At 51.8% G+C, this 22,973-nt stretch carries 26 protein-coding genes and 3 tRNA genes; 19 read left to right on the top strand and 10 right to left on the bottom strand.

The genetic code is table 11. From position 1 onward, the window contains the following. The first annotated feature begins 10 nt into the window (after positions 1–10). Genes IG193_RS04020 through IG193_RS04010 form a run of 3 tightly spaced genes read left to right on the top strand, consistent with a single transcriptional unit; the run spans position 11 to position 3,441 of the window. Positions 11–1,021 (top strand): radical SAM protein, encoded by a 1,011-nt coding sequence (locus tag IG193_RS04020; RefSeq protein ID WP_192819600.1) that lies wholly within the window; start codon positions 11–13, stop codon positions 1,019–1,021. Between the two features lies 1 nt (position 1,022). Further along, positions 1,023–2,318, top strand: a complete 1,296-nt coding sequence (gene hisS, locus IG193_RS04015) for a histidine--tRNA ligase (RefSeq protein ID WP_192819599.1) — start codon at positions 1,023–1,025, stop codon at positions 2,316–2,318. A 31-nt stretch (positions 2,319–2,349) separates the two neighbouring features. Next, a complete protein-coding gene (locus IG193_RS04010) occupies positions 2,350–3,441 on the top strand; it encodes a bifunctional phosphoglucose/phosphomannose isomerase (RefSeq protein WP_192819598.1) in 1,092 nt (363 codons plus the stop codon). On the opposite strand, the gene IG193_RS04005 is transcribed toward IG193_RS04010, so the two are convergent. Then, entirely contained in the window at positions 3,442–4,182 is a 741-nt protein-coding gene (locus IG193_RS04005; RefSeq protein ID WP_225876120.1) for a DUF72 domain-containing protein, read from the bottom strand. It abuts the gene before it with no gap. A 49-nt stretch (positions 4,183–4,231) separates the two neighbouring features. On the opposite strand from IG193_RS04005, the gene IG193_RS04000 reads away from it, so the two are divergent. The 3 genes from IG193_RS04000 to thsB all read left to right on the top strand — a co-directional run bounded on the left by IG193_RS04000 (position 4,232) and on the right by thsB (position 6,521). Beyond that, positions 4,232–4,339, top strand: a tRNA-Pro gene (locus IG193_RS04000). Between the two features lie 137 nt (positions 4,340–4,476). Continuing rightward, a tRNA-Leu gene (locus IG193_RS03995) sits at positions 4,477–4,561 on the top strand. Positions 4,562–4,862: 301 nt separating this feature from the next. After that, on the top strand, positions 4,863–6,521 hold the full coding sequence (thsB, locus tag IG193_RS03990; RefSeq protein WP_192819597.1) for a thermosome subunit beta: 1,659 nt from the start codon (positions 4,863–4,865) through the stop codon (positions 6,519–6,521). A 151-nt stretch (positions 6,522–6,672) separates the two neighbouring features. Here thsB and IG193_RS03985 read toward each other — a convergent pair whose 3' ends face one another. The 6 genes from IG193_RS03985 to IG193_RS03960 all read right to left on the bottom strand — a co-directional run bounded on the left by IG193_RS03985 (position 6,673) and on the right by IG193_RS03960 (position 12,408). Beyond that, entirely contained in the window at positions 6,673–7,125 is a 453-nt protein-coding gene (locus tag IG193_RS03985) for an RNA-binding domain-containing protein (RefSeq protein WP_192819596.1), read from the bottom strand. 2 nt (positions 7,126–7,127) lie between these two features. Beyond that, complete coding sequence (locus IG193_RS03980; RefSeq protein WP_192819595.1) at positions 7,128–7,721, bottom strand: AAA family ATPase; 594 nt, start codon at positions 7,719–7,721, stop codon at positions 7,128–7,130. Between the two features lie 70 nt (positions 7,722–7,791). Beyond that, positions 7,792–8,730, bottom strand: a complete 939-nt coding sequence (locus IG193_RS03975) for a ribonuclease Z (RefSeq protein ID WP_192819594.1) — start codon at positions 8,728–8,730, stop codon at positions 7,792–7,794. Beyond that, a complete protein-coding gene (locus tag IG193_RS03970; protein WP_192819593.1) occupies positions 8,696–9,772 on the bottom strand; it encodes a TRM11 family methyltransferase in 1,077 nt (358 codons plus the stop codon). The genes IG193_RS03975 and IG193_RS03970 overlap by 35 nt, the downstream gene beginning before the upstream one ends. After that, positions 9,769–10,845, bottom strand: a complete 1,077-nt coding sequence (locus tag IG193_RS03965; protein WP_225876119.1) for a DUF373 family protein — start codon at positions 10,843–10,845, stop codon at positions 9,769–9,771. The genes IG193_RS03970 and IG193_RS03965 overlap by 4 nt, the downstream gene beginning before the upstream one ends. A gap of 213 nt (positions 10,846–11,058) precedes the next feature. Beyond that, complete coding sequence (locus IG193_RS03960; protein ID WP_192819591.1) at positions 11,059–12,408, bottom strand: cyclic 2,3-diphosphoglycerate synthase; 1,350 nt, start codon at positions 12,406–12,408, stop codon at positions 11,059–11,061. Between the two features lie 174 nt (positions 12,409–12,582). Here IG193_RS03960 and IG193_RS03955 point away from each other — a divergent pair, with 174 nt between their 5' ends. From IG193_RS03955 to IG193_RS03940, 4 genes are all read left to right on the top strand, one after another. After that, a complete protein-coding gene (locus IG193_RS03955) occupies positions 12,583–12,990 on the top strand; it encodes a PIN domain-containing protein (protein WP_192819590.1) in 408 nt (135 codons plus the stop codon). 90 nt (positions 12,991–13,080) lie between these two features. Then, positions 13,081–14,013, top strand: coding sequence for a transcription initiation factor IIB (locus IG193_RS03950; protein ID WP_192819734.1), 933 nt, complete (start codon positions 13,081–13,083; stop codon positions 14,011–14,013). A gap of 18 nt (positions 14,014–14,031) precedes the next feature. Then, on the top strand, positions 14,032–14,892 hold the full coding sequence (gene dph5, locus IG193_RS03945; protein ID WP_192819589.1) for a diphthine synthase: 861 nt from the start codon (positions 14,032–14,034) through the stop codon (positions 14,890–14,892). Next, positions 14,853–15,539, top strand: a complete 687-nt coding sequence (locus tag IG193_RS03940; RefSeq protein ID WP_192819588.1) for a DUF357 domain-containing protein — start codon at positions 14,853–14,855, stop codon at positions 15,537–15,539. Before dph5 ends, IG193_RS03940 begins: the two co-directional genes overlap by 40 nt. A 97-nt stretch (positions 15,540–15,636) precedes the next feature. On the opposite strand, the gene IG193_RS03935 is transcribed toward IG193_RS03940, so the two are convergent. Continuing rightward, positions 15,637–15,960: an SWIM zinc finger family protein gene (locus IG193_RS03935; RefSeq protein ID WP_192819587.1), complete on the bottom strand. Its 324-nt coding sequence runs from the start codon at positions 15,958–15,960 to the stop codon at positions 15,637–15,639. Between the two features lie 57 nt (positions 15,961–16,017). Beyond that, positions 16,018–17,289, bottom strand: a complete 1,272-nt coding sequence (gene aspS / locus IG193_RS03930) for an aspartate--tRNA(Asn) ligase (protein ID WP_192819586.1) — start codon at positions 17,287–17,289, stop codon at positions 16,018–16,020. Positions 17,290–17,349: 60 nt separating this feature from the next. On the opposite strand from aspS, the gene IG193_RS03925 reads away from it, so the two are divergent. The 9 genes from IG193_RS03925 to IG193_RS03885 all read left to right on the top strand — a co-directional run bounded on the left by IG193_RS03925 (position 17,350) and on the right by IG193_RS03885 (position 22,732). Further along, positions 17,350–17,619: an eL34 family ribosomal protein gene (locus IG193_RS03925; protein WP_192819585.1), complete on the top strand. Its 270-nt coding sequence runs from the start codon at positions 17,350–17,352 to the stop codon at positions 17,617–17,619. A gap of 5 nt (positions 17,620–17,624) precedes the next feature. Next, on the top strand, positions 17,625–18,185 hold the full coding sequence (cmk, locus tag IG193_RS03920) for a (d)CMP kinase (protein ID WP_225876118.1): 561 nt from the start codon (positions 17,625–17,627) through the stop codon (positions 18,183–18,185). Positions 18,186–18,322: 137 nt separating this feature from the next. Further along, the gene (tuf, locus tag IG193_RS03915; RefSeq protein ID WP_192819584.1) at positions 18,323–19,624 is read left to right on the top strand and encodes a translation elongation factor EF-1 subunit alpha; all 1,302 of its coding nucleotides are present in this window, start codon (positions 18,323–18,325) and stop codon (positions 19,622–19,624) included. Positions 19,625–19,690: 66 nt separating this feature from the next. After that, positions 19,691–19,999 (top strand): 30S ribosomal protein S10, encoded by a 309-nt coding sequence (rpsJ, locus tag IG193_RS03910; RefSeq protein ID WP_192819583.1) that lies wholly within the window; start codon positions 19,691–19,693, stop codon positions 19,997–19,999. A gap of 125 nt (positions 20,000–20,124) precedes the next feature. After that, positions 20,125–20,235, top strand: a tRNA-Arg gene (locus IG193_RS03905). Between the two features lie 103 nt (positions 20,236–20,338). Continuing rightward, positions 20,339–21,169 (top strand): UbiA family prenyltransferase, encoded by an 831-nt coding sequence (locus IG193_RS03900; RefSeq protein WP_192819582.1) that lies wholly within the window; start codon positions 20,339–20,341, stop codon positions 21,167–21,169. A 42-nt stretch (positions 21,170–21,211) separates the two neighbouring features. Continuing rightward, positions 21,212–21,565 carry a hypothetical protein gene (locus tag IG193_RS03895; RefSeq protein WP_192819581.1) on the top strand — a complete coding sequence of 118 codons (354 nt, stop codon included), beginning with the start codon at positions 21,212–21,214 and terminating at the stop codon, positions 21,563–21,565. Beyond that, the gene (locus tag IG193_RS03890; RefSeq protein ID WP_192819580.1) at positions 21,566–22,165 is read left to right on the top strand and encodes a hypothetical protein; all 600 of its coding nucleotides are present in this window, start codon (positions 21,566–21,568) and stop codon (positions 22,163–22,165) included. It begins immediately after the preceding gene. Between the two features lie 213 nt (positions 22,166–22,378). After that, the gene (locus IG193_RS03885; RefSeq protein WP_192819579.1) at positions 22,379–22,732 is read left to right on the top strand and encodes a hypothetical protein; all 354 of its coding nucleotides are present in this window, start codon (positions 22,379–22,381) and stop codon (positions 22,730–22,732) included. Here IG193_RS03885 and IG193_RS03880 read toward each other — a convergent pair. After that, positions 22,713–22,877: a hypothetical protein gene (locus IG193_RS03880; RefSeq protein ID WP_192819578.1), complete on the bottom strand. Its 165-nt coding sequence runs from the start codon at positions 22,875–22,877 to the stop codon at positions 22,713–22,715. The genes IG193_RS03885 and IG193_RS03880 overlap by 20 nt on opposite strands. Positions 22,878–22,973 lie beyond the last annotated feature (96 nt).

Below are 22,973 nucleotides of genomic sequence, written 5' to 3'. Positions count from 1 at the left end.
GGACGAGGAGATGAGAGTTCTCTACCGAATTAACGGGAAACTCCCCCTTATTGGGCACATCGCGTTTGGGATAATTGACCGCGGGACAAACTTGCTGCAGGTTAGGCCCACGTCTCTTTGTCCCCTGTCTTGCATTTTCTGCTCGGTTGACGCAGGGCCTAAATCTCGCATGCGTGCAGCGGAGTTCATAGTCTCCCCTAAATATCTTGTCGAGTGGTTTGCTTGGGCTGTTAGAGCAAAACGCCTAGAAGCCGCTCACGCATACTTGGACGCTGTAGGCGACCCTCTCACGCACCCTCAAATAGTTGAGCTTGTGCGCAGGTTGAAGAGTACTGGCCTGGCATTAACAGTGGCGCTTGAGACTCACGGCGCTCTACTGACGGAAAAGCTTGCTGAAGAACTAGATGAATCGGGCTTGGACAGAATCAACCTTTCCATCGATTCGCTTGACGCTAGCAAGGCTAAGCTCCTCTCCGGCACACCGTGGTTCAACATAGACCGGGTGGTTAAAGTGGCGGAGTTCATCGCGTCTAGCCTGAAAATGGACTTGTTAGTAGCACCTGTTTGGGTTCCCGGTTATAATGACGACGAGATACCCAGGATTATTGAGTGGGCTCTAAAGATAGGTGCTGGAAAAAGGTGGCCTCCACTGGGCATACAAAAGTACGAAGCGCACAAGTACGGTAGGAAAGTTTCCGGAGTCAAGCCGCTCTCGTGGGAGGAGTTCTATAGGAGATTGCGCGCGTGGGAGAGAGAGTACGGTGTAAAGCTTGTGCTAAGTCCACGGGATTTCGGCATCGAAAAGTCCAGAAGGATACCCTATGCCTTTGAAGTCGGCGAGCGAATTACGGTGAGAGTCGTCGGCGTGGGATGGCTTAGAGGTCAATGGCTCGGAGTCTCCGAGGGAAGAGTCGTCACGTTAGTGGGGTCTGCTAGGGATCCCCCCGTAGGATCCCGCCTTCAGGCCGAAGTGCTCAGGAACAGAGACAACATATATATCGCTAGAGTCTTCGATTTATGAGATGCCTGGAGAGCCACCTCTTAGACCGCCTCGCGGCACTAGGGATAGATTACCGGAAGATGCCTACCTGAAGCGTAGAGTATGTGAAGCTATAAGGAGGGTGTTCGAGCTCTATGGCTACGGGGAAGTAGAGACACCTGCTTTTGAGCACCTTGAAGTTCTCGTGGCAAAGGCCGGGAAGGATGTAGTCGAGCAAATCTATGCCTTTAAGGACAAAGCCGGCAGAGATCTGGGTTTAAGGTTTGAGCTGACAACGCCTATTGCTAGGATAGTGGCTTCCCGCCTCGACATGCCTAAACCTATACGCCTCTACTATATCCAGCCTGTCTGGAGGTACGAGGAGCCACAGAAAGGCAGGTTTAGAGAGTTTTGGCAGGCAGGTATCGAGCTGATCGGTGTGGGAGACCCTGCCGGCGACGCCGAGGTAATAGCAGTTGCACACGAGGCATTGAAGAGCGCGGGCCTCAAGGAATTCGAAGTTCGCGTCAGCCACCGGAGCGTAGTAGAGGATCTGCTGCTGTCTGTCGGCCTATCTAGTGACAGGATTAACGATGCCCTGCGCGTTCTCGACAAGCTCGAGAAGAGGGGGAGGGAGTACGTCGTGGAAGAACTATCCAGGCTGGGAGCGGATCGCTCGAGATTCGAGAAACTGCTTGAAGAGTTGCCGTCGGCGGGGCTAGACGTCAACGTCAAATCTACTGCTGGCTCTGAGGGGCTAAAATTCCTGGCACGCACCATAGATATCCTTGAGAGCTCATACAGCATAAAGGTTAAGGTAGACTATGGGATAGTTAGGGGGCTGGAGTACTACACGGGGCTAGTATTCGAGGTGAAGACCCCGCTCGGCGGGGAAGTTGGCAGTGTCGCTGGAGGAGGGCGATATGACGACCTCATAAGCTCGCTTGGTGGGCCAAGAATACCGGCGACTGGGATGGCTATAGGTGTTGACAGGTTAATCGAAGTCTTAGTCGCAACGGGCAATGTCAGCGGTAGTTTTAGCCAGTTCGACGTGGTGGTCATACCTGTTGGTGGTGGCGAGAGTGTACTGAAGTATGCTATACGGGTAGCAGAGGCAATACGTTGGAGAGCTTCTCTGCGGACGATAATTGAGTACGAGGCAAGGTCACTATCGAAGACGCTGGAGAAGGCCGCAAGGAGGGGGGCCATGTATGCTGTGATCATAGGGGAGAGGGAGATGTCTGGAGCGAAAGTCACTCTTAGAGATCTTAGAAACTGGAAGGAGCAGACGCTCAGTCTTGAAGACTCTATTAGACTCCTTAATTCACAAGAGTTTTAACCTGCGTTTCAGAAAACAATAGACAATGAATGTGGAAGAAGTCTACAGGCTAATCTCTCCAAATGCCCGGCAACTCGACAACTCGGGCATGCTTCTACACGTCCTGGGCATGCCGAGATCTATCCTTGAGGGCCTCGAGAAGTATGGAGAGGAGTCGGGGAGGATTCTCGTATACGAGCCCGAGAAGATTAAAGGAGTAGTCGTAAGCGGGATGGGTGGGTCGTTTATAAGCGGGCTTTTCCTTTACGACTTACTCTCTGATAGAGCCTCTAAACCTATACTCCTAAACAGGGACGCTAAACTCCCTAGTTTCGTAGATAAGAACTACCTGCTAGTGACCGTCAGCTACTCGGGCAACACAGAAGAGACTCTCCGGGTATACCTCGAGGGGTACAGGAGGGGAACCCCCATTGTGGCCATTACGTCTGGAGGCGAGATGGCTGCTGTCTCGGATAGGCTAGGAGTCCCATTGCTACGACTCCCTCCCAATGTCCCGCCGAGAGCAGCTTTCCCGTATATTACAGCAGCTCTTGCTTCTATACTGGAGATCATCACGGGTGTAAGCGTGCTAGAGGAGCTTAGACAGGCGGCAGAGGATCTCGAGAAAAGTCTCGAGGCTAGCCTGGGTGAAGGTGTAGCGGTTGCAAGGCTCCTGAGGGATGATGTAAAGAGCGGCCTTACACCCCTTGTTTACGGGTACTCCCCCTACCTCTCCCCTGCATACCGGTTCAAGACGCAAATGAATGAGAACGCGAAAGTGCACGCTTTCTTCGGCGAGTTACCGGAGGCGAATCACAACGAAATAATGGGCTGGGGCGGGCCGCTGGGCAGATTTACCGTGTCGATTATCAGGGGGCGCGAGGAGCCGGAGTACATGAGGGCGAGGATAGAGTTCCTGGAGGGCGTATTAAAAAAGAACGGCGTACCCCTCTACAACCTTTACGGCGAGGGGGGCAGCAGGGCTAGTGAGCTCCTTTCACTAGTGTTCAAAGTCGACGTGGCGTCTGTTGTCCTCGCCCTGCTCCTAGGCATAGACCCAACACCTGTGGGCACGATCACGGAGCTTAAGGGGTACCTCGAGTCCAGGGTTAGTTATTCACTGTCCCGTGAGATAGGAGTGTAGCTATTTCTTTTCGACCATTTTCTTGAACCTCAGAGCGTCTTCAAACATGTGTATGTTGTTGAAGAAGACATATACCTTTGAGGCACTTAGGCTATCTATTGTGGAAAGCAACCGGGCCAGGTCTTCATCAGTGTATTTGTAGGAGTAGTTTACTTCCCCTCTCCCTATGCCGTGCAACCTGAAGTACTGCACCTTAGAGTCTACAAGGGACATGTGTCTGAACGGGTCTACTACGTGAACGAGGTTGTGCCTGCGCAGAACCTGCTCTAAAAGTTCTGTGTGGCTATACCATTTTCCTCTAGGCTCCCATCCTAGAATGAGCGATCCCCTATCTATTTTCGTAAAGAATGCGTCGATGTTCAGCACGTTCTCCTCCGAGGACCCGAAGCTGGGAGGAGTCTGAAATACTATCACGCTAGCGCCCAGCGCTTGGGCCTCACTTCTAGTAAGCTCCCACCCTTCAAGGACTTCTCTCGATGGCTTAAAGAAGCCGTGATTGGGTGTAGGCTTAAGCCCTCTCGCCCTCTTCCATGTAGGGGAGCTAGCCGGGTGCGTTATACCCTGGAAGGCTTTAACTGTAAATTCAAAGTTGCTGGGTGCCTCATCCCTCCAACGCTGTAAGGTATCAGTAGATACAGGCCTGTAAAAAGTCTCCTGCACCTCAACCGCAGTGAAGGTGCTGTAGTAGTTCTTGCGACCACCTTTTCCGGAGAAACCACAAGTCCCCACGACAACTTCCACGACTCACACACCCCGAAAAAATATAAACTCCTGGATAAAAAACTCGTTGGGGGCCGTAGTCCAGCCTGGTAGGATGCCTGGCACGGTTAAAACCGCAGGACTTGGGATCTTAGAACAAGAGCCCAGGTGGTCCCGGGTTCAAATCCCGGCGGCCCCATTTTTTATATATTTTAACCGGATAACCGTTTTTAAACCACGTGCTTGAGTTTTCGCGGCGAGGAGGAGAAAGTTCAACCCCTCTCCATCACTTCACGGACTAAACTCTTTTAACCCCTTGCTCCATAGAATGTTTGAGCGGGGGTGCCCGAGCCTGGACAAAGGGGGCGGACTTAAGATCCGCTGGCGTCGGCCTGCCCGGGTTCGAATCCCGGCCCCCGCACTCGGGCTTTATCTATTTTGTTTTGTTATAGAGGATCTTGCTAGTTATGTGCTCTGAATTCTACGCGGCAGTGGGAGGGGCGGCCTCTGCGCCTCCGTAACTCCTCCTCGGATCTCCTCCCTCTCCACGAGACCCTGAAGCTTATCTCTGCAGTGAGCCTCGACAATAGCTTGCTGTTTTCCTATGTGGTCAGAGCTCCACGTCTGGGGTTTTCAGGTCTAGACTTGAGAAAAGTTTTTATAGAAGCGATAATTTGCTTCAAGTGCAGGTGAAGAAAACGGCGTTATCTGGTGGTGAGGGTATGGCTTCAGTGGCACAGCTTGGCGGTGTACCTGTGCTAATACTTAAGGAGGGCTCTACGAGGCAGACTGGTCGCGAAGCGCTTCACTTGAACATAATGGTTGCCAGGGCAATTGCCGAGACTGTCAAGACAACGCTTGGTCCAAAGGGTATGGATAAGATGCTGATTGATACACTCGGCGACATCACGATATCCAACGATGGAGCAACAATTCTTGACGAGATGGACGTACAGCACCCAGTTGCGAAGCTAATGGTTGAGGTGGCCAAAGCGCAGGACAAAGAAGTCGGCGACGGCACGACAACGGCTGTAGTCTTGACGGGCGAGCTTCTCAAGGAGGCTGAGAGGCTCCTAGACAGGAATATCCACCCGACAATCATAGTGAGTGGGTACAAGAAGGCTATGGAGAAAGCCCGCGAGGTAATAAGGCAGAAAGCCATAAAGGTAAGCCTCGACGACGTCGAAACCCTAAAGAAGGTCGCGGCAACGTCCATGAGGAGTAAGGCTGTTGCCGCTCTAAGGGACTATTTTGCAGAGCTAGCAGTTAAAGCCGTAAAGCAGGTAGCGGAGGAGGTCGATGGCCAGATACGCGTCGACATCGACAACATCCAGGTCATTAAGAAGAAGGGAGGCGCTTTCCTCGACACGCAATTAGTCTACGGCATAATCGTCGACAAGGAAGTTGTCCACCCCGCTATGCCCAAGAGGGTTGAGAAAGCGAAGATCGCCCTGCTAGACGCTCCACTGGAGGTTGAGAAGACAGAAATAGACGCCGAGATTAGGATCTCCTCTCCAGAGCAGATGCAACAGTTCCTAGAGGAAGAGGAGAAAATACTGAAGGAAATGGTGGAGAAGATTAAGGAGAGTGGTGCTAATGTTGTCTTCTGCCAGAAGGGTATTGACGACGTTGCCCAGTACTACTTGGCTAAGGCTGGTATTCTGGCTGTTAGGAGGGTGAAGAAGAGCGACATGGAGAAGCTCGCCAGGGCTACTGGCGCGAAGATACTGACTAGAGTCGAGGACGTCACGCCCGAGGCACTGGGCACGGCGGAGCTCGTGGAGGAGAGGAAAGTAGCAGACGAGAAGATGGTGTTCGTCGAGGGCTGCCCCAACCCCAAGAGCGTGACAATACTAGTGAGAGGCGGCTTTGAGAGGGCTGTTGACGAGGCCGAGAGGTCGCTCAAGGACGCCCTCCACGCTGTCGCTGACGTCCTCAAACACCCATACATAGTTCCAGGCGGTGGAGCCGTCGAAGCAGAGATCGCAAGGGAGCTACGCAAGTACGCCACAGAGGTAGGTGGGAAGGAGCAGCTCGCAATAGAGGCCTTCGCGAACGCTATTGAGGCCATTCCGAGAATACTAGCAGAGAACGCTGGACTGGATCCCATCGACATCATGGCCGATTTGAGGTCGGCTCACGAAGATCCTTCAAAGTGGGGCTATGGAGTCGACGTGGTGAATGGCGGAATTGCAGACATGATTGCTCAAGGAATATTTGAGCCAGCTGCTGTGAAAGAGCACGCCATCAAGATTGCAACCGAAGCGGCTTCAATGATACTGAGGATTGACGATATTATCAGCGCCTCGAAGCTCGAAGAGAAGAAAGAGGAAAAGAAGAAGGAGGAAGGAGAGGAAAAAGAGAAGAGCGAGTTTGACTAAAATTTACTTTACTTGACTTATCGTAAATTTTTCATTTTTTTATATTTTTGGTTACTGGCTCAGGCATGGCTCTGGTAAAGCCACACCCTAGGCTACTGCCTAATATGGTGCTCTTTTTATAGAAAACATGAAATCTTAGAATTCGCTAGACCTACCCTATGCACCTAAAATGAGTTTCCTCGTTTACCGGGTGGCCATCCCGAGTTTCGGGGACTAACCAGTTGAGGAATAGCTCCCTGTCGCACTCCCCTATGTCGATGTATACTGTTATAGATCCGAGCGGGCTTTCCCCGTACTCGAATGTGCAGAAACTCACGCGGCCTTGGTATGCTGCTTGTTTGTTTAGATAGAACTTAAACGTATTGCTTGTCGCCTCCTTTAGAACGTAGCTCCGGGCAGCGTCCAATATTCGCTGGCTCCTAACCAGGCTGGCAAGCTTCTCAAGGGGTTTGTGCGATTCAGTTCTGCACACTACCTCCCTGTATTGTCTGATACCTTCAATGAAGCAGTCCTCTCTTTTAAATCCTAGTACGTTTAGCACAGCCCTTATGACTTTCTCCTCCGACTCGGTCGCGAATAACGGGGTACGGGCAACGACTAGCATTGCTATGTACCTGCCACACTCTGTCCTAAAATTTCATTTATAATCCTTTCGACTCTACGCCGAAGCTCCTCAACGCTTACGTTCTCGTTTACGATTACTGTATCTGCTAGGGCTATTACAGAGCCCACCCCAAAACTCAACTCGCGCCGATCCCTCCTCTCGAACTCTTCCCAATTAGAAGGGTCGTCTCTGCGGCCACGCATCTTCAGGCGCTCGAACCTAGTCTTCGGCGAGGCATGAAAGGCAATGATAATATATTCCCTTGCATGGCTCCTGAGGAAATCAAGCTCCTCTAGGCTTCTAAGCCCCTCTATCACGACTACACTACTCCCAGTTCTACAAGCCTTTTCCAGGGCCAGAGTAGCTACAGCAGCCCCGCCGTACCTCTCTCGCAACTCCACTGCGATCTTGGCAAGATTGCTATCGGTGACCTCGAGACCTTTCCTACGGGCAGCCTCGCGGACAATATCGCCCATGTTGACTACCGGGATGCCCACCTTCCTTGCAACCTCGCCAAAAATACTCTTCCCCGAGCCAGGCATGCCTGTGACCAGGATGAGTTTCTCTAGCCTACACTCTGTACTTCCGTACAGCATGATACTTGCACCTCAATACATGATTTCTAGACCTTAAACGCTCTTCGCTACTCATACCGCTACATGAAGGTTACGCGTATCGTATAGCTATGACACGCGGTTGCCTGGCCTCGACCTCTACTACTAGACCTCTCTGCGCGAGCACGACTCTTGGAAAAACCGCCCTGGCCTCCTCGAGAAGAGGTTGTAGATCGCTGTACCGCGTGCTGTAGTGCGTGAGAATTAGGAGTTTAACCCTAGAGGTCTTTGCAAGGTACGCCGCGTCCCTGCATGTAGAGTGGGCGACGGACTCTCGGCCATTCCAGTCCGAGTGCAGGAACGTGCTCTCATGTATCATGACATCTGCCCCAAAGCTTGCCGCAGCAAATCTTGCGTTTGGAAGAGTGTCACCACTGTAGGCTATTTTGATCCCAGGGATTCTCTCCAGGATGAAGTCTTCTAGGAAGTACTTTTTCCCTCTAAGGAATATCTCTCCCCTTTCTATTAGCTTCCGTCGTAGCTTCCCCGGTATCGCTTTTTCCTGCAGCTTTTTCCCGTTCAAGCGAATCCGCTCGCCCGTCTCTAATACGTAAGAGTATGATAAGTGTGAGTGAGGAGCCTGAATATACTTCAGCGTTAGCTTCTCCTCGCCTTCAAGCAAGATCTTACCTTCACTGCGCGCAAGTTCCCTGACTACTAGGGGGAAATCTTGTTTGAGGAGAGTCTGAGTCGGAATAATTTCACCGATCCCGGGAGGTCCAATGATTTCTACAGGCTCATTCCTCCCAGCGAGTTGCAGTGACTCAAGAAGAGGCACGAGGCCGTATGTGTGGTCGCCGTGTAAATGTGAAATCAAGACAGTCAGAGGGGAGTTGTGGCTTAACCCGAAGTACTCAAAGGCGCTTTGACAGAGCTCTCCTGCGTCAAGCACAACGAGCTTCCTGTTGAATTTGACTAACACGCAGGGAGGCAGTCTTTCCTTAAAGGGTCTTGTACTACTTACACCCCAGAACATTATCCTTGTTATCATTGTGGAAGCACCACACCGAGCGCGTGAGGCTAGAGTGCTCAAATATCCTGCACATCTCGACGTAACCACTACTCCTCAACTCATCATCTATAGTCTTACCCGGGTACAGGAATACATAACTCCCTCCCTGTCTTACTACCTCTCTTATGCCATTCAGTGCAGACCTTAGAATTTCTCCTGGGTCACGACCCTTTGTAGGAGCTAGACGACCATAGGGTGGGTCGAAAGCCACCGCGTCTATCGATCCACCTCTAAGAGGGAGCCATGTTGCGTCTGAGAGTATTAAATCAATGTTCTCGTAGAGGTTGTAGAAGATGGCGTTCCTCCTAGCCCCCCTTATCGGCTTGTAGTGTACCTCGACCCCTATAGCGTAATAGCCTAATAATGCTGCCTCTATGAGAGTGCTGCCAGACCCACAGAAGGGATCCAAAAACCTCCGTTGTCTCCCGCCTGCCTCAACGGTTAATGTGGATAAATTCACTAGGAAAATTGCAACTCTCGGGGACAGTGCCGAGAACTGTGTGTAAGGCCTCTTCTCCGGCGAGCGGTAAGTGAACCTGTCACGCCTAATCCTGTGTAGATATTCTCCCCAGTAGGCCTTTCCACGGCTGGCGTCGACAAGAAGGAAAAACTCTGTTTTCCTGCGTGGATAAATTTTCTCCTGGGAGAAAACTCCTTGCTGGATAAATTTCTCCAGAACACACTCTAGTACTAGGTCTTTGTTTGTACCTCTGCCGATGAAGACGAAGTCAAAACTGACGCGTCTCTGCCTTCTTTTTAGCCCTTGATTGGACAGGCAGTCTGTTATGTCGGTCTCGTACCGGACAGCAACAATGCTGCTCAGCGTAACAGATCGGTAGGCGTATTCTCTGAGCGTCTTGAGATCAATTTCTCCTTCGAGCTCGAATATGTTCTCAGACAGTTCCCTTAAGACTCCATTTATTGTAAAGGGACGTAGAGTCGCCAGGGCGTCGAGGCGGCTACATTCTCCTAGGTTCCACTTGTATACGAGCAATACTTTTCTAATTAAGTCGCTGGTCAAGGTCTCTCTCCTGTTCTCCTCTCAAGAGGCATTACTGCAACCGAGAAAACTATAAAGCCTAGTACAATGAAGGACCAAGTTAAGACGCCTCTTATGTCGCCTCCACCAGCGAAGTACTTGGCGATCTCCACGAGTAACTGGCGTGAAATCAGGACTGTCGTCATGGCCATAGCGTCTGCAAATCTTGGTTGTTTGTACGATATTACAGCGTCCAGTATTCTGCCAAAGATGGGCAGCGCCGCGGACAGTACAAACAGGTCTGCAGCGATTAGCTGAGCCCCTACCGGTGCTAGGAGCATGTCGCCAAGCGCACTCCAGGCTCCCTTGTAAATGTTCTGTACGAAAACACTCAGCCCCTGTACTGTTCCCAAGAGTAGTAGCAGGGAGGACAGCATCAGCGATGCGAATGTTATCGGCCTGGAAGAGTAGATTTCTCGGAGGACTACGTCGACTTCATAGCCTTTAACGAAGAGCGCGACCCCTGAGAAGAATAGTACTAGAGGCCACACAAACTGTGGTACTATGGTTGAAAGTATAACGTATATAATTAGGAAGGCACCAGTTAGTCCTAGGGAGTATCTGCGGTATTTCTCCTCTGTGAAAAGCTTTCTCAGATAATTGACTATGAGAACGAATGTCTCCTCAACCCCCCGAGACTGTTGCACGACAACGCGTCTTACTGAGATTAGAGGTAGCCTGGACTGTATAAGAGGTGCAACGGCTTCATCTGTTGGCCCGTCAGACACGAGAATGGCTCCGGCGTACTTGCTCTTAGAGAGGACAGCGTCAAGCTCGCGGAGAATCTTCATGTCTGCCTCTACACCTTCCTCTGCTATGCCAGCCAGCAGTGCGATTTCGACCCTACCTTTATAGCCCTTCGCCTCCAGTTCCCTGTATGTCTGGACAGCTGCGAACAGCGCGTTCGAGTCTGAGTCTTCGGGGCGTTTTAGGATGTACTCGAGTGCAACTTTAAGAACGTTTTCCTCTCCAATGACAGGCGTAGAAATACCGAGCATGTCGCCTACATCATTATCCCTATCCACACATAGTATAAGTAATCTTCCCTCTTCCATACTAGCCTTGAGCATGTTATTGTCTTCAAGCACAATATATTACTATCCCCTAGGGAAGTGTGGCACTAACCACGCTGGGGGCCTTGGGCTTACCTCTCCCTGGGTCATATACGGAGAGGCACGGGGCATTAGGGCTGGCTCTATGACTCACGCTACGTGGAAACAGGACGCGGCTCCGGCTGGACTGATAAGAAATATGATTAAAAAGAGGGACTAGTGTCGAAGACTCCTGTTAATAAAGTCCAGTAGAACTTCCTCAAGCCCCGGTTTACTCACGCCTCGAGCCTCGTAGGATACTTTTACAGCCGGCTTGTTCAGCCTGAGGTAGCGGCGTAAATCGGAAGGCGTCCCGAGAACAATAGCGTCTGCAGGAATCCTGTTGAGGGTCTCTTCCAGCTCTCTCATCTGCATCTCCGAGTACCCAAGTGCTGGGACAACAGGCCCGATGTGCGGGTACTTCTTGTAGGCTTCAGCTATCGAGCCTACAGCGTAGGGACGCGGGTCTACTATCTCCTTCGCTCCATACTGCTTAGCAGCATTATAACCTGCGGCGTAGCTGAGCGACCCATGGGTTACTGTTGGCCCATCTTCTACAACGACAACGCGTCTACCTTTGATAATCTCTGGCGCGTCCACGTAAAGCTCGGAGGCCGTGTACACTATGGTTGCCCTGTTGTTCACCTCGCGCACGCTCTTCCTAACCTTCTCCACGGCGTACTCATCGACTACATTAACCTTATTGACGACGATCACGTCCGCCAGCTTCACATTAACGTAGCCCGGGTAAGAGCCAAGAACATCGTCTGGCCTAGTAGGGTCTACAACTGTTATGTAGAGATCGGGTTTAAAGAACGGCCAATCATTGTTCCCCCCGTCCCAAACGATTAGCTCGGATTCCTTCTCAGCATCCCTTAATATCCTCCCGTAGTCAACACCAGCATAAACTATATTACCCATGGCCAGGTGCGGCTCGTACTCCTCCCGCTCCTCTATTGTACACTTATACCTCTCTAGATCCTCGAAGGAGGCAAACCTCTGTATCGCGCTTGACTTCAAGTCTCCGTAGGGCATTGGGTGTCTAACAACGACGAATCTTACCCCCTGTTTCCTAAGTATCCTTGTAACGTAACGCGTTACAGTGCTCTTACCAGCTCCAGTCCTAGACGCAGTAACAGCTATCACGGGCTTCGAAGACTTTAACATTGTCTTCTCGGCGCCCAGCAAGACGAAGCTCGCCCCTGCTGCGATAACGCGGCTCGCCTTGTCCATTACCTCATTGAAGCGCAGGTCACTGTATGAGAGGTAAACCTCGTCGACGCCGAACTTCTTTATAAGCTCCTCCAGCTTGTCCTCGGGGTAAATCGGTATCCCGTTTGGATAGAGTGAACCCGCGAGCTCAGGTGGGTAGATCCTGTTGTCTATGAACGGTATTTGGGTTGCCGTGAAAGCCACAACCTCGTACTCGGGGTTATCCCTGAAGATCACATTAAAGTTGTGGAAATCGCGGCCAGCCGCCCCCATGATGATAACCTTTTTCCTTTTGCCGGGAACATGCGAAGACATGAACGCCCTCATAGAAAGTTTCAGCGTTAATTAAATAAATTTTCGTAAAAGTTATTGAGTACTTTTCAGCAATAGATGATGTCCTTGCCACTACAGTAGAGTTCACGTGAAAATTATTCAACAAGCGTGGAAGCCTTTATATGATTTCTACTTTTAATTGCAGGAAAGCCCACAATGTGTAGAGCATTACTGCTCGATACGAGTGTACTCCTGTTTATAGGTGAGAGGAGGCTAGACCTCCTAGACGTGGCTTTTAGCGCGGAGACACCCGTATGCCGTGTTATTATAGCGAGGGCTGTCCTGGAGGAGCTGGAGAGGCTCGCGCTCAGAAAATCCTCTAGGAGAGGCAGGAATGCCTATGCTGTGCTATCCATGATAAATAGTCTCATGTCCAAGCATGGCGATATAGTCTCAATTGTAGAGCTGGAAACTAAGGAGGGAGATACCGACTCAGCTTTAATCTCTCTAGCAAAGAAAGAGGGGTTTATTCTTGCAACAGCCGACAGGAGGCTAAAGAAAAGAGCCGAAGAAAGCGGCGTTGAAGTTCTATTCTTAAGGGAGTCTAAGGGAAGGCTAATATAGGTTTCCATCTTCAGGCGAAAAGTTTATAAGTTAGCGAAGAGAAATCCTTAAATAGATTTCGGGGTGAGGCGAGTGGCAGGAGAGGAAAACATAGACAAGGAGTTTGAAGACAGCGAAGAGCTGAGGTGCCCCCAATGCGGCAGTACAAAGCTAATATACGATGTTACTCGCGGGGAAATAATCTGCGCGAACTGCGGCTACGTCATGAGTGAGAGGGAAATAGACAGGGGGGCAGAGTGGAGGGCATTCACCCCAGAGGAAAGGGAGAGAAGAAGCAGAGTGGGTGCTCCCATCTCGAGGTTTGGAATAGAGAGCCTAGTGACGGACATAGACTGGGCTGGACGCGACGCGGCAGGGCGTGAAATCAGCCTTAGGAAGAAGATAGAGATGCTGAGGCTTAGGAAGTGGCAAGTAAGAGCTAGAGCCCAGAGCTCAATGGAGAGAAACCTAGCACAGGCTGTTGTAGAGCTTGAGAGGCTGGGCGCGCAACTCGGGTTACCCAAATCCGTCCTTGACAGGGCAATAGAGATCTACCGCAAGGCCTTAGACAGCAACCTCGTCAGAGGTAGAAGCATTGAGTCTGTGATGGCCGCAGCCGTATACGCTGCCTGCCGTGAGATGAGACTGCCTAGAACCCTGGACGAAATAGCCCTCTATACTAGGGCCGGGAGAAAGGACGTCGCCAGGTGTTATAGGTTGCTCCTGAGAGAGGCCGCCATAAAGGTGCCGCTTCCGAATGCTTCCGACTTTGTACCCCGTATCGGCTCCCTTCTAAGACTCTCGGGATCTACAATCAAGAGGGCCATGGAGATAATAGAGCAGGCCAGGAACGCGGGGCTCACAGCTGGGAAAGATCCAGCGGGATTGGCAGCCGCGGCGATATACATTGCTGCCATACAGAATGGCGAGATGCGCACCCAGAAAGAAGTTGCGCGGGCCGCGAAGGTCACTGAAGTTACAGTTCGGAACCGCTATAAGGAACTTGTCAAAAAACTAGGAATAAAGCTCCCAATAAAGAAGTAGTACGTTTTACTTGAAAGCTTGATCTCCCCTAGACAGGGATTAGGCTTGCTGATAATTGGGGGTATCGGACTTTGGGGCCTTAGAGACGTCTCAGTGGGGCTCATAGAAGCGCTGAGGAGCTCAGACTACATATTCCTGGAAGAGTACACTAGCATCACACCCAGCTTCTCAAAAACTGAGCTGGAGAAGGTTGTCGGCAGGAGAATCGACCTCCTGAAGCGCGTAGACCTCGAGGGCAGCCACTTGAGAGAGATACTCGAGCTGGCCAAGGAGCACAGAGTAGCAATACTCACACACGGAAACCCCTTTGTTGCTACTACACATGCATATATAGTCTCTGAAGCTTACAGGCTTGGGATCCCCCTCGAGATCTACCCTGCGCCCTCGGTTATCGACGCCATCCTTTGCTCAACAGGCCTACACGTGTACAAATTCGGGAGGATTGCCACCCTTGTATACCCCGATGAAAGAGCGGGCTTCTTCCCATACACGACGTACAGGGTTCTAGGGGACAACCTCTCTAGAGGTTTACACACGTTGCTCCTGCTTGACCTCAGAGTAGAGGAGGGTGTGTTCATGAGTATACCGGAGGCAGCATCGCTACTCCTAAGGCTAGAGGACAAATTCCGCGAAAACATAGTTGAGCCGACAATGCTTGTAATAGGAGTCTCCAGGGCACTGTCACCAGAGGAGGATATCTTCATAGGTACACTAGAAGAGGCTACCACCCTGGAAAAGACTAGCCCCCCACACTCGCTGGTCATCCCTGGCGTTCTGCACGATACAGAAATAGACTTCTTACACTACAAGACTGGAGTCAGAAAAGAGGTGCTTATCAGTTGGAGCGACTATGTAAAGAGAAAGCTTCGAAGTACATAGCGAACGTGGAATATGCCCTTAAACAGATACGATGTCCAGACGAGAGGAGAGATCTTTGTTCAGTAGTAGAACAGGCACTATTCTATCTCAAGGATGCCAGTTTCTACCTTGAGCGTAGCGACTGCCTGACATCCATCGCTTGCTCGAGCTACGCTGAGGGACTCCTTGACGCCCTCAGGCTCCTTGGCCTCGTGGAATTCCAGTGGAGAGCGGCTAGAGCGTCACACTCCGAGAAGAAGGTTCTCGTCGGCGGGGTCTTCGACATTCTACACCCAGGGCACATATACTTTCTGGAGAGAGCCAGGGAATACGGTAGAGTGTACGTGGTTGTTGCTAGGGATCAGACCGTGATCGAGACCAAAGGACGCCCACCCCTCATGAGCGAGAATGATCGTGTGAGAATGTTGAATAGTCTAAGAGTTGTAGAGGAGGCATTCCTCGGCGACTACCCGCCCAGCTTCGAGAATGCCATTAGAAGAGTAAACCCCGATTACATAGTGCTGGGAAAAGACCAAGCGTGGTTATACCCAACTGTAGAGAGAGCCTTGAAGTCCACGGGGATTGCCTCGGAAATTATCACTATAGAGGAGCGTATAGAGGGCTATTCTTCGACGACTTATAGGAATAAGCTCAGCCAAGCCCCTTAAGTCCCTCCCCCTCTGGTTCCAGCCTCTACCCCAATATCGCCGGAGGATCAGAGGCTTGGGGTATGTTCCGCTCTCTCCGTAGCCCCTCAGGGGGCTGTCAGAGACTGGCCAGGAGTTTCTTGTAGAGCTCGTCGAAGCTCATATGTTCCTTCTTGAGGCTGATACCCTCCTTAATAGCGATCTCTACCGCAATCATGTGGTAGCAGGCCTTCGACTTCTCTTTGTAAAATACGGAAAAAAGGAAGTCTTCACAGGAGCAATAGACCCCGGGGACGACAACGTAGAGCCTCTTCCTATCCCTGCTCTCAACAACAAACAGCTCAGCTGGCTTGCTATCAGCTACGAGCCCCTCAACCTTGATCTTCTTCACTCTTCCCTCGGACAGGGCCTTCCTAGCCTGCAGTATTAGCCTCGAGTTCAACCCAGCCCCAAGCTTAAAAATTTCAAGGGCTTTTAAAAATGCACTAGTGCAGCCCCCTCAAGGGACGAGTCTGAAACGATCCCTGGGGAATAGTACAACCTCCCGTATATTCGAGAGCCCTAGCAATGTCATCAGCAGCCTATCGAGTCCCAGACCAAAGCCCCCGTGAGGCGGCATGCCGTACTTAAAGGCCTGTGTGTAGAAGCTGAACTCTGCAGGATTTAGCCCCTTAGCGCGGAGATTAGCTATGAGCTCGGCATACCTGTGCTCCCTCTGCCCCCCAGATGCGACCTCAATACCGCTTATGTCGAGGTCAAAGGCTTTACTGAGCCTCTCCCCCTCCTTCATGATGTAGAAGGGCTTGGCGTCCCAGGGGTACTGCGTTATGAAGTACATCGGGTAGCCTTGTCTCTGAAAGTATTCTCCGAGAGCCTTCTCTGCTTGCGTGTCAAGGTCATCCCCCCACTGTATGCTGAACCCCATGCTGTTGAGTATCTCTATGGCTCTGCTATATGGTACTCGCGGAATAGAGGCAGGCTCCTCCAGGAGTTCAAGCCCATTAGCCCTCAGGTCATCGCCCATCTCCGACCTCAAGTACCTTATGGCGCCTCTGACGAAGTCTTCCAAGACTTTCATTACGTCCTCCTCACTATTTATGAATGCCATCTCGACGTCAAGCCCCCAGCTCTCATTCAGGTGCCTTGGTGTACTAAACTTCTCAGCCCTAAAGTAGGGGGTTATCTCGAACACCCTCGGCACACCGCACATGAGCATCTGCTTGTAGAGTTGCGGGCTCTGGGAAAGGTACGCCTTCATGCCGAAGTAGTCCAGTGCAAAGAGAGTAGCACCGCCCTCTGCCCCAGCCCCTACGATCTTAGGCGTATTAATCTCCAAGAACCCCTGCTCTGAGAGGTACTCGCGTGCAAACCCTATAAGCTTGCTACGAGCAAGGAATATCGCCCTAAACCTAGGTAGCCTCAAGGCCAGATACCTGTACTCAATGTAGAGGTCGAAGCTTGCGGGCGTCTTACCCGTCAAGTCTATGGGCGGGAGCTCCAAGGGCTCGGCAAGCACAGTTATCTTTGTGGCTTGGATCTCCCGGCCCTTCCTGCTTATTACAACCTCTGGGAAAACTCCCTCTACCCGCAGAGCCGAGCCTATCTTTACGCCCGTCGCCACAGTCCACGTCTCAGGGTCTACCTGCTCCCTCTTAACAACAACAGTTATGGGAGAGAGCTGTAGGCCGTCTATGACCTCTATGAAGGCTATTCTACCAACACTCTTTACGTTACTCACCCAGCCTTCGACGATTCCAGTCCTGCCGCTCATCTGTGCACACCTTTGCGCGAAAGTTTCTTAAGTCTACAAACATAAAGCCTTTGGTGCCCTATGGTTAGGCCTGCGCTAAGGTCGCGTACGAAGAAGAGAAAAACGGTCAGAACGCCTGGCGGCAGGCACGTGTTAAGGATCCTGGACAAGAAGCACGACTACCCTAAGTGCGCGGTCTGCGGCGCCCCTATTCAGGGGGTGCCGAAGCTTACAATAAAAGAGGAGAGGAAAGGCGTGAAGGTGCCTACAAGGCCTTACGGCGGCTACCTGTGTCATAGGTGCTTGAAGCAGGGCATTAAGCTCGCGGCACGCACATCTGCGGGAGCCTGATAGCCTTGCCCTGTATTGTAATCGCAGTCAGCGGAACTCCAGGTAGTGGGAAGACAACCTACTCGCGCTTCATAGCAGAGCACTACGGCCTGCGCTATGTGTCAAGTGGTAGCCTCTTCAGGGAGATAGCCAGGGAGCGTGGGGTTAGCCTTCTCGAACTACACAGGCAGGCCGAAAGAGATGAGAGAATCGACTTGCTGATAGACCAGAGAGCGGTGTCCGAGGCTCTTAAGGGAGGGGTAGTTATCGAAGGCCATCTAGCCGTATGGGTTCTAAAAGAGATTGCCCACATAAAAATAATATTCGATGCCCCGCGCGAGGTTAGAGCCGAGCGTATAGCCAGGCGGGACGGCATATCTTTCGAGGAAGCCCTAAGGGAGATAACAGAGAGGGAGAGAAGCAACTACGAGAGGGCCATGAAGTACTATGGACTAAACATAAAGGACTACAGCGTGGCAGACCTGGTGGTCTCCACGCAGCACTTAAGCCCCGAGGCAATAAAGAGGATTGTACTAGCATATATTGAAGGCTTCCAAGAGAAATACCCTGAGCTATTCTACCCTTAAAGGCGCCGTCTCCACCCGGAGAGTATAGACAGTGGGACTTCCTGGAACGCTTGGCAAATCCTCCTGGGAAAACCGCAGTTTCGATCAAGTTAAGTTTTTATAATCAAAGAGTGTGTTAAGCGTGGATAGGTGAGACAATGTCTGAAAAGAAACCACACCTCAACCTAGTGGTTATAGGCCACATTGACCACGGCAAGAGCACTCTAATGGGCAGGCTGCTCTACGAGATTGGAGCAATCGACCCGAGGCTTATTCAGCAGTACGAGGAGGAGGCAAAGAAGATCGGGCGCGAGTCCTTCAAATATGCCTGGGTTCTGGACAGGCTAAAGGAGGAGAGGGAGCGAGGCATCACTATCGACCTTGGCTTCTACAAGTTCGAAACCAAGAAGTACTTCTTCACCCTAATTGACGCCCCAGGGCATAGAGACTTCGTGAAAAACATGATTACGGGCGCGAGCCAGGCTGACTGCGCCATGCTCGTAGTCTCCGCCAAGGAGGGAGAATTCGAAGCAGGGATAAGCCCTGCAGGCCAGACACGTGAGCACGTCTTCCTCGCGAAGACTATGGGCGTAGACCAGCTCATTGTGGCTGTAAACAAGATGGACACTGTAAACTACAGCAAAGAGAGGTACGAGGAGATCAAGAACCAGCTCACAAGGCTTCTGAGAATGGTGGGCTACAAGGTAGACGAGATACACTTCATACCGACTTCCGCCTGGGAGGGGGTGAACGTGTCCAAGAGATCCCCAGAGAAGACTCCATGGTACAACGGCCCCCCTCTCTACGAGGCCTTCGACGACTTCAAGGAGCCCCCGAGGCCCATTGACAAGCCGCTCAGGATACCTATACAGGACGTGTACTCTATAAGAGGCGTGGGGACGGTTCCAGTCGGTAGGGTCGAGACAGGCGTCTTGAGGGTGGGCGACAAAATAATAATCAACCCGCCAAAGGCTGTCTGTGAAGTCAAATCCATAGAGACCCACCACACACCAATCCCAGAGGCCATACCCGGCGACAATATAGGTTTTAACGTCAAAGGCGTCGAGAAGAGCCAGATCAGGCGCGGCGACGTTGTAGGCCCAGTGAACAACCCGCCTACAGTCGTAGACGAATTCATCGGGCGTATCTTCGTACTCTACCACCCCACAGCAATAGCCGCCGGATATACTCCAGTCCTCCACATCCACACAGCTACAGTGCCCGTCACTTTCGAGGAGTTGCTTCAGAAGCTCGACCCCAGGACAGGTAGCGTTGCAGAGGAGAAACCACAATACATTAAGCAGGGCGACTCTGCGGTCGTGAGGTTCAAGCCAAGGAAACCCGTTGTCGTTGAAAAGTACTCAGAGCTCCCGCAGCTAGGCAGGTTCGCCATCCGCGACTCTGGCAGAACAATCGCAGCCGGCGTTGTAATAGACATCAAAAAAGCTGAAGGCTACTAGAGTAGCCGCCTTCTCAGATAAGTTTTTATAGTATTAACAGTTGAGTCTTTCTGCTCGTGATGCACTATGCCCAGCAAAGTACGCATTCGGCTCTCAAGCACGTCGGTAGAAGACCTAGAAGCTGTGTGTAACGAAATAAGAGAGATAGCGAGGAAGACAGGAGTAAAAATACGTGGCCCAATACCGCTCCCAGTCCAAGTGATGCGAGTAGTAACGAGGCGAGCGCCTTCTGGCCAGGGATACGAGACTTTCGACCGCTTCGAACTGAGGATACACAAGAGGCTCATAGACATGGACGCTGACGAGAGAGCCACTAGACTGCTCCTAAGGACAAGAGTCCCACCATCTGTTAGGGTTGAAATAGAAGTCATTTAAAGGATCCTCTGGCAATCCACCCCTCTTCTAAACCATACCGGTCTGTACGCATCCACTACCCCGGCCTAGCCCAACTTGCCACGAGAAAAGTTTATCAACTCCGCTGCATTAAATGCACATAAAAGGGGCCCGTAGCGCAGTCAGGAAGCGCGGCGGCCACGCCTTTAGGTGCCGCAGTCCTAAACTCCGAGAGTAGAGGTAGCCGCAGGTCCCGGGTTCGATTCCCGGCGGGCCCGTATTTTCGCTGATTTTCTCGTATGGAATTGTTAGCTTTGTGCTGAGTTCTACGTGCCTTTAGGCGTCGAATAGGTTTTAATTCCAGGTTGCTAAGAGAAAGCCGTGAACAAGCTTAAGGCTTACTTGAGGCTAGCTCGCGTCGAACACGGTCTCATGACCGGTCTAGCTGTCATGGCTGGCTATCTGGCCGTGACGTGGAGTTTCTCGTGGAGACTGGCTCTAGCCTTCCTGAGCTCGTTCTTCGCCGAAGTCACTCTTTTCGCGTTTAATGATGTTTTCAACATAGAGGAGGATCGGGTTAACAGCCCTGAGAGGCCGCTTGTAAGAGGTGACCTGTCGAAGAGGGAGGCGTTGGTATTCGCCGCGTCTTCGTCACTTCTAGCCCTTCTACTTGCAGCCCCCCTCGGCTTCTATCCCGTGCTCCTCCTCTCTATAGCCCTCGCACTTGGCAACATGTACAATTACTACCTTAAGAGATTCTCCCTACTGGGCAATATAGTTGTGGCAGGGCTTACGGCTAGTAGCTTCCTCTACGGTTCACTGACAACGGGTTTAGAGATACCAGAGAAAGTTGTGCTCTTCTTCGTAGTAGCCTTCCTGGCGAATACCGGGCGTGAAATAATCAAGGGTATAAGGGACATCGAAGGCGACATCAGAGCTGGCATCTGCACTCTCGCGTGCCAGTTAGGGGTTAGACAGGCAGGGTTCATTTCTGCCGTGTACATGGCGCTAGCCGTTTTGCTGAGCTTCGCGTCAATACGCTACTTTACACTTAAAGCAGTGTTTGCGCCCATGCTAGCCATCACAGATGCTATCTTCCTACACGCAATCTACTCTATTCTTCGAGACCCAGCACCAGAAGTAGCCGGGAAACTCAGGAAGACAACGCTACTAGGGATGCTCGTGGCTATAGTCGCCTTCACGCTACCCTAGTATAGTGGCAAGTATATATACTCCTGTTACTTTGACTTCCACGTGCAACGCAACATCTCAAAAGTGGTGTCGAGACTGTTCTCCGAGGATACGATAGCCTGGCTCCTGCTCGTGGCCTCGCTGGCTATAGCGGCCGGCATAGTCTATATTCTAGCCGAGAGGCCTCCATTCTCCCTCGGAACATACATAGTGTACCCTGGCACAGGAGCACAGACAACAAGCGAGTTCCTCGTCACCTTTTTCCTTTACGCCCTCGCCGTAGCAGGGCTAATCCTAGTCTACGAAGCGCCGAAGTACAAGTCTAGGCCAAGCCTTGCAACGATGTTCCTGGTCTCGGGGGTCATAGTGGCGCTCATCTCAGTCATCCTGTTACTAGTAGTTTACGGAATGAAGTGAATGAGCCTCAGGAACGTCCTCAGGCCCTTCGGCAAGCCCGGTGTACACGTAGTCTACGGAAGGCCTCAATCCTTTAAAACTTCCTTCTCGACCAACGTAGCTCTCTCAGTTTCCAAGTCCAAGGTTCTCTACGTAGGCCTCGCGAAGCACTCGGTAGTCCACCCGGAACCGAGCGAGAAGCTGGAAGTCATGGCACTGCCGAACCTCAAGCGAGAACTGCACTTCCTGCTGAGCTTGGAGCTTATTCCGGGCGACGTAGACGTCATGGTGTACGACGGCTTCTCGGCGTACTTCCTACCGCTCCGCTTCTACATGCGCGAAAGTGCAGTAGTGAAGCTACAGCTCCTCGCCGCCTCGAGGCTATACTCTCTATCCAGGCTTAGATCAATACCCATACTGGTGACAGCCCAGGAGGTCTCGCAGGGGAGACCCCTAGCGTACAGGGTTCTCAGAGTCTACGCCCACGGCTTCACGAGACTCGAGCGAACCGACCCAGTGCTCAGGGTTCAGCTCCAAAACCGCGACTTGGAAGTCAGGGCATCTTACCTCGTACCTCTAGAAGAGCTCTGGCCGGAAAAGGAAAATAAACAGGCGAAGTAGTAAAAGTGGGGGGGCAAGCCTACGCGCGTAGCCTCAGAGTGCCGCGAAAAAGCGGATCTGCTCGCCTACCTGCTCAAGAGAGTAGGGAGGGATTTCACGCTCGACCAGAACACCCCAGAGGTAGTTGTCCCGTGCGACCTCATAGACGAGGATGCCGGCGAACCTATCCTCAGCGTATATCTCAACTATCCGCCTGAGCAGACGAGCGAGATCGTGGTTGCAATAGACCCCGGCAAGTCTAAGGTAGGTCTCGTGCTGGCAGTAGGGGACAATGTGATATTTATCGGCTCAACAACTCCAGGAGCGTTTATCAGGGCCCTCTCCCTGTTATCCAGGTACTACAGGAATATAACCCTAATAGCGGGACGCTCAGCCTCACTAGAGCACGTGTTAGTTGCTCCACCGCCCAACGTAAGGTTAGTCCTCCTGGAGGAGAGTGACCTGCCGACACTGAGGCTAGAGGCGAGAGTCCGAGACGACGCCCTCGACGCACTGAGGATCTACCGCAGGGGTAAGGCACTCCTTATCCGGAAGGCTATAGAAGATGCTACTTCCTCCTCCTCTTAACTTTCACGTCGACGGGCACCCAGCTAATCTCGCGTCCACACCGCGGACAACGGCCGCCAACCGACGCATAAATCTTGTACAGGTTTGGCACTTTAGTACCCTTGTAGAACACGTAGCCGCATTTCCTGCAAACAACAGTTATCATGTGGCTCTAGTCTGCGCAACCAAGCTATAACGCTTTTCCACGACTCGAGGGGATCCGTAGGGCATGAGTATGCGCAAAAATAAATACCTGCGTCTG

The sequence above is a fragment of the Infirmifilum lucidum genome (assembly GCF_014876775.1).
GTDB lineage: Archaea > Thermoproteota > Thermoprotei > Thermofilales > Thermofilaceae > Thermofilum > Thermofilum lucidum.
The sequence above is the reverse complement of the archived record's forward strand: the minus strand, read 5'-3'. Positions and strand labels throughout refer to the sequence as shown.

Coding starts and splice junctions, on each gene's coding strand:
- IG193_RS03955 (WP_192819590.1), top strand. CDS start 12,583: ATGTGTAGAGCATTACTGCTCGATACGAGTGTACTCCTGTTTATAGGT.
- rpsJ (WP_192819583.1), top strand. CDS start 19,691: ATGCCCAGCAAAGTACGCATTCGGCTCTCAAGCACGTCGGTAGAAGAC.
- IG193_RS03965 (WP_225876119.1), bottom strand. CDS start 10,845: ATGGAAGAGGGAAGATTACTTATACTATGTGTGGATAGGGATAATGAT.
- IG193_RS03960 (WP_192819591.1), bottom strand. CDS start 12,408: ATGTCTTCGCATGTTCCCGGCAAAAGGAAAAAGGTTATCATCATGGGG.
- IG193_RS03980 (WP_192819595.1), bottom strand. CDS start 7,721: ATGCTGTACGGAAGTACAGAGTGTAGGCTAGAGAAACTCATCCTGGTC.
- IG193_RS04020 (WP_192819600.1), top strand. CDS start 11: ATGAGAGTTCTCTACCGAATTAACGGGAAACTCCCCCTTATTGGGCAC.
- IG193_RS03880 (WP_192819578.1), bottom strand. CDS start 22,877: ATGATAACTGTTGTTTGCAGGAAATGCGGCTACGTGTTCTACAAGGGT.
- hisS (WP_192819599.1), top strand. CDS start 1,023: ATGCCTGGAGAGCCACCTCTTAGACCGCCTCGCGGCACTAGGGATAGA.
- thsB (WP_192819597.1), top strand. CDS start 4,863: ATGGCTTCAGTGGCACAGCTTGGCGGTGTACCTGTGCTAATACTTAAG.
- IG193_RS03975 (WP_192819594.1), bottom strand. CDS start 8,730: ATGATAACAAGGATAATGTTCTGGGGTGTAAGTAGTACAAGACCCTTT.
- tuf (WP_192819584.1), top strand. CDS start 18,323: ATGTCTGAAAAGAAACCACACCTCAACCTAGTGGTTATAGGCCACATT.
- IG193_RS03925 (WP_192819585.1), top strand. CDS start 17,350: ATGGTTAGGCCTGCGCTAAGGTCGCGTACGAAGAAGAGAAAAACGGTC.
- IG193_RS03890 (WP_192819580.1), top strand. CDS start 21,566: ATGAGCCTCAGGAACGTCCTCAGGCCCTTCGGCAAGCCCGGTGTACAC.
- aspS (WP_192819586.1), bottom strand. CDS start 17,289: ATGAGCGGCAGGACTGGAATCGTCGAAGGCTGGGTGAGTAACGTAAAG.
- IG193_RS03985 (WP_192819596.1), bottom strand. CDS start 7,125: ATGCTAGTCGTTGCCCGTACCCCGTTATTCGCGACCGAGTCGGAGGAG.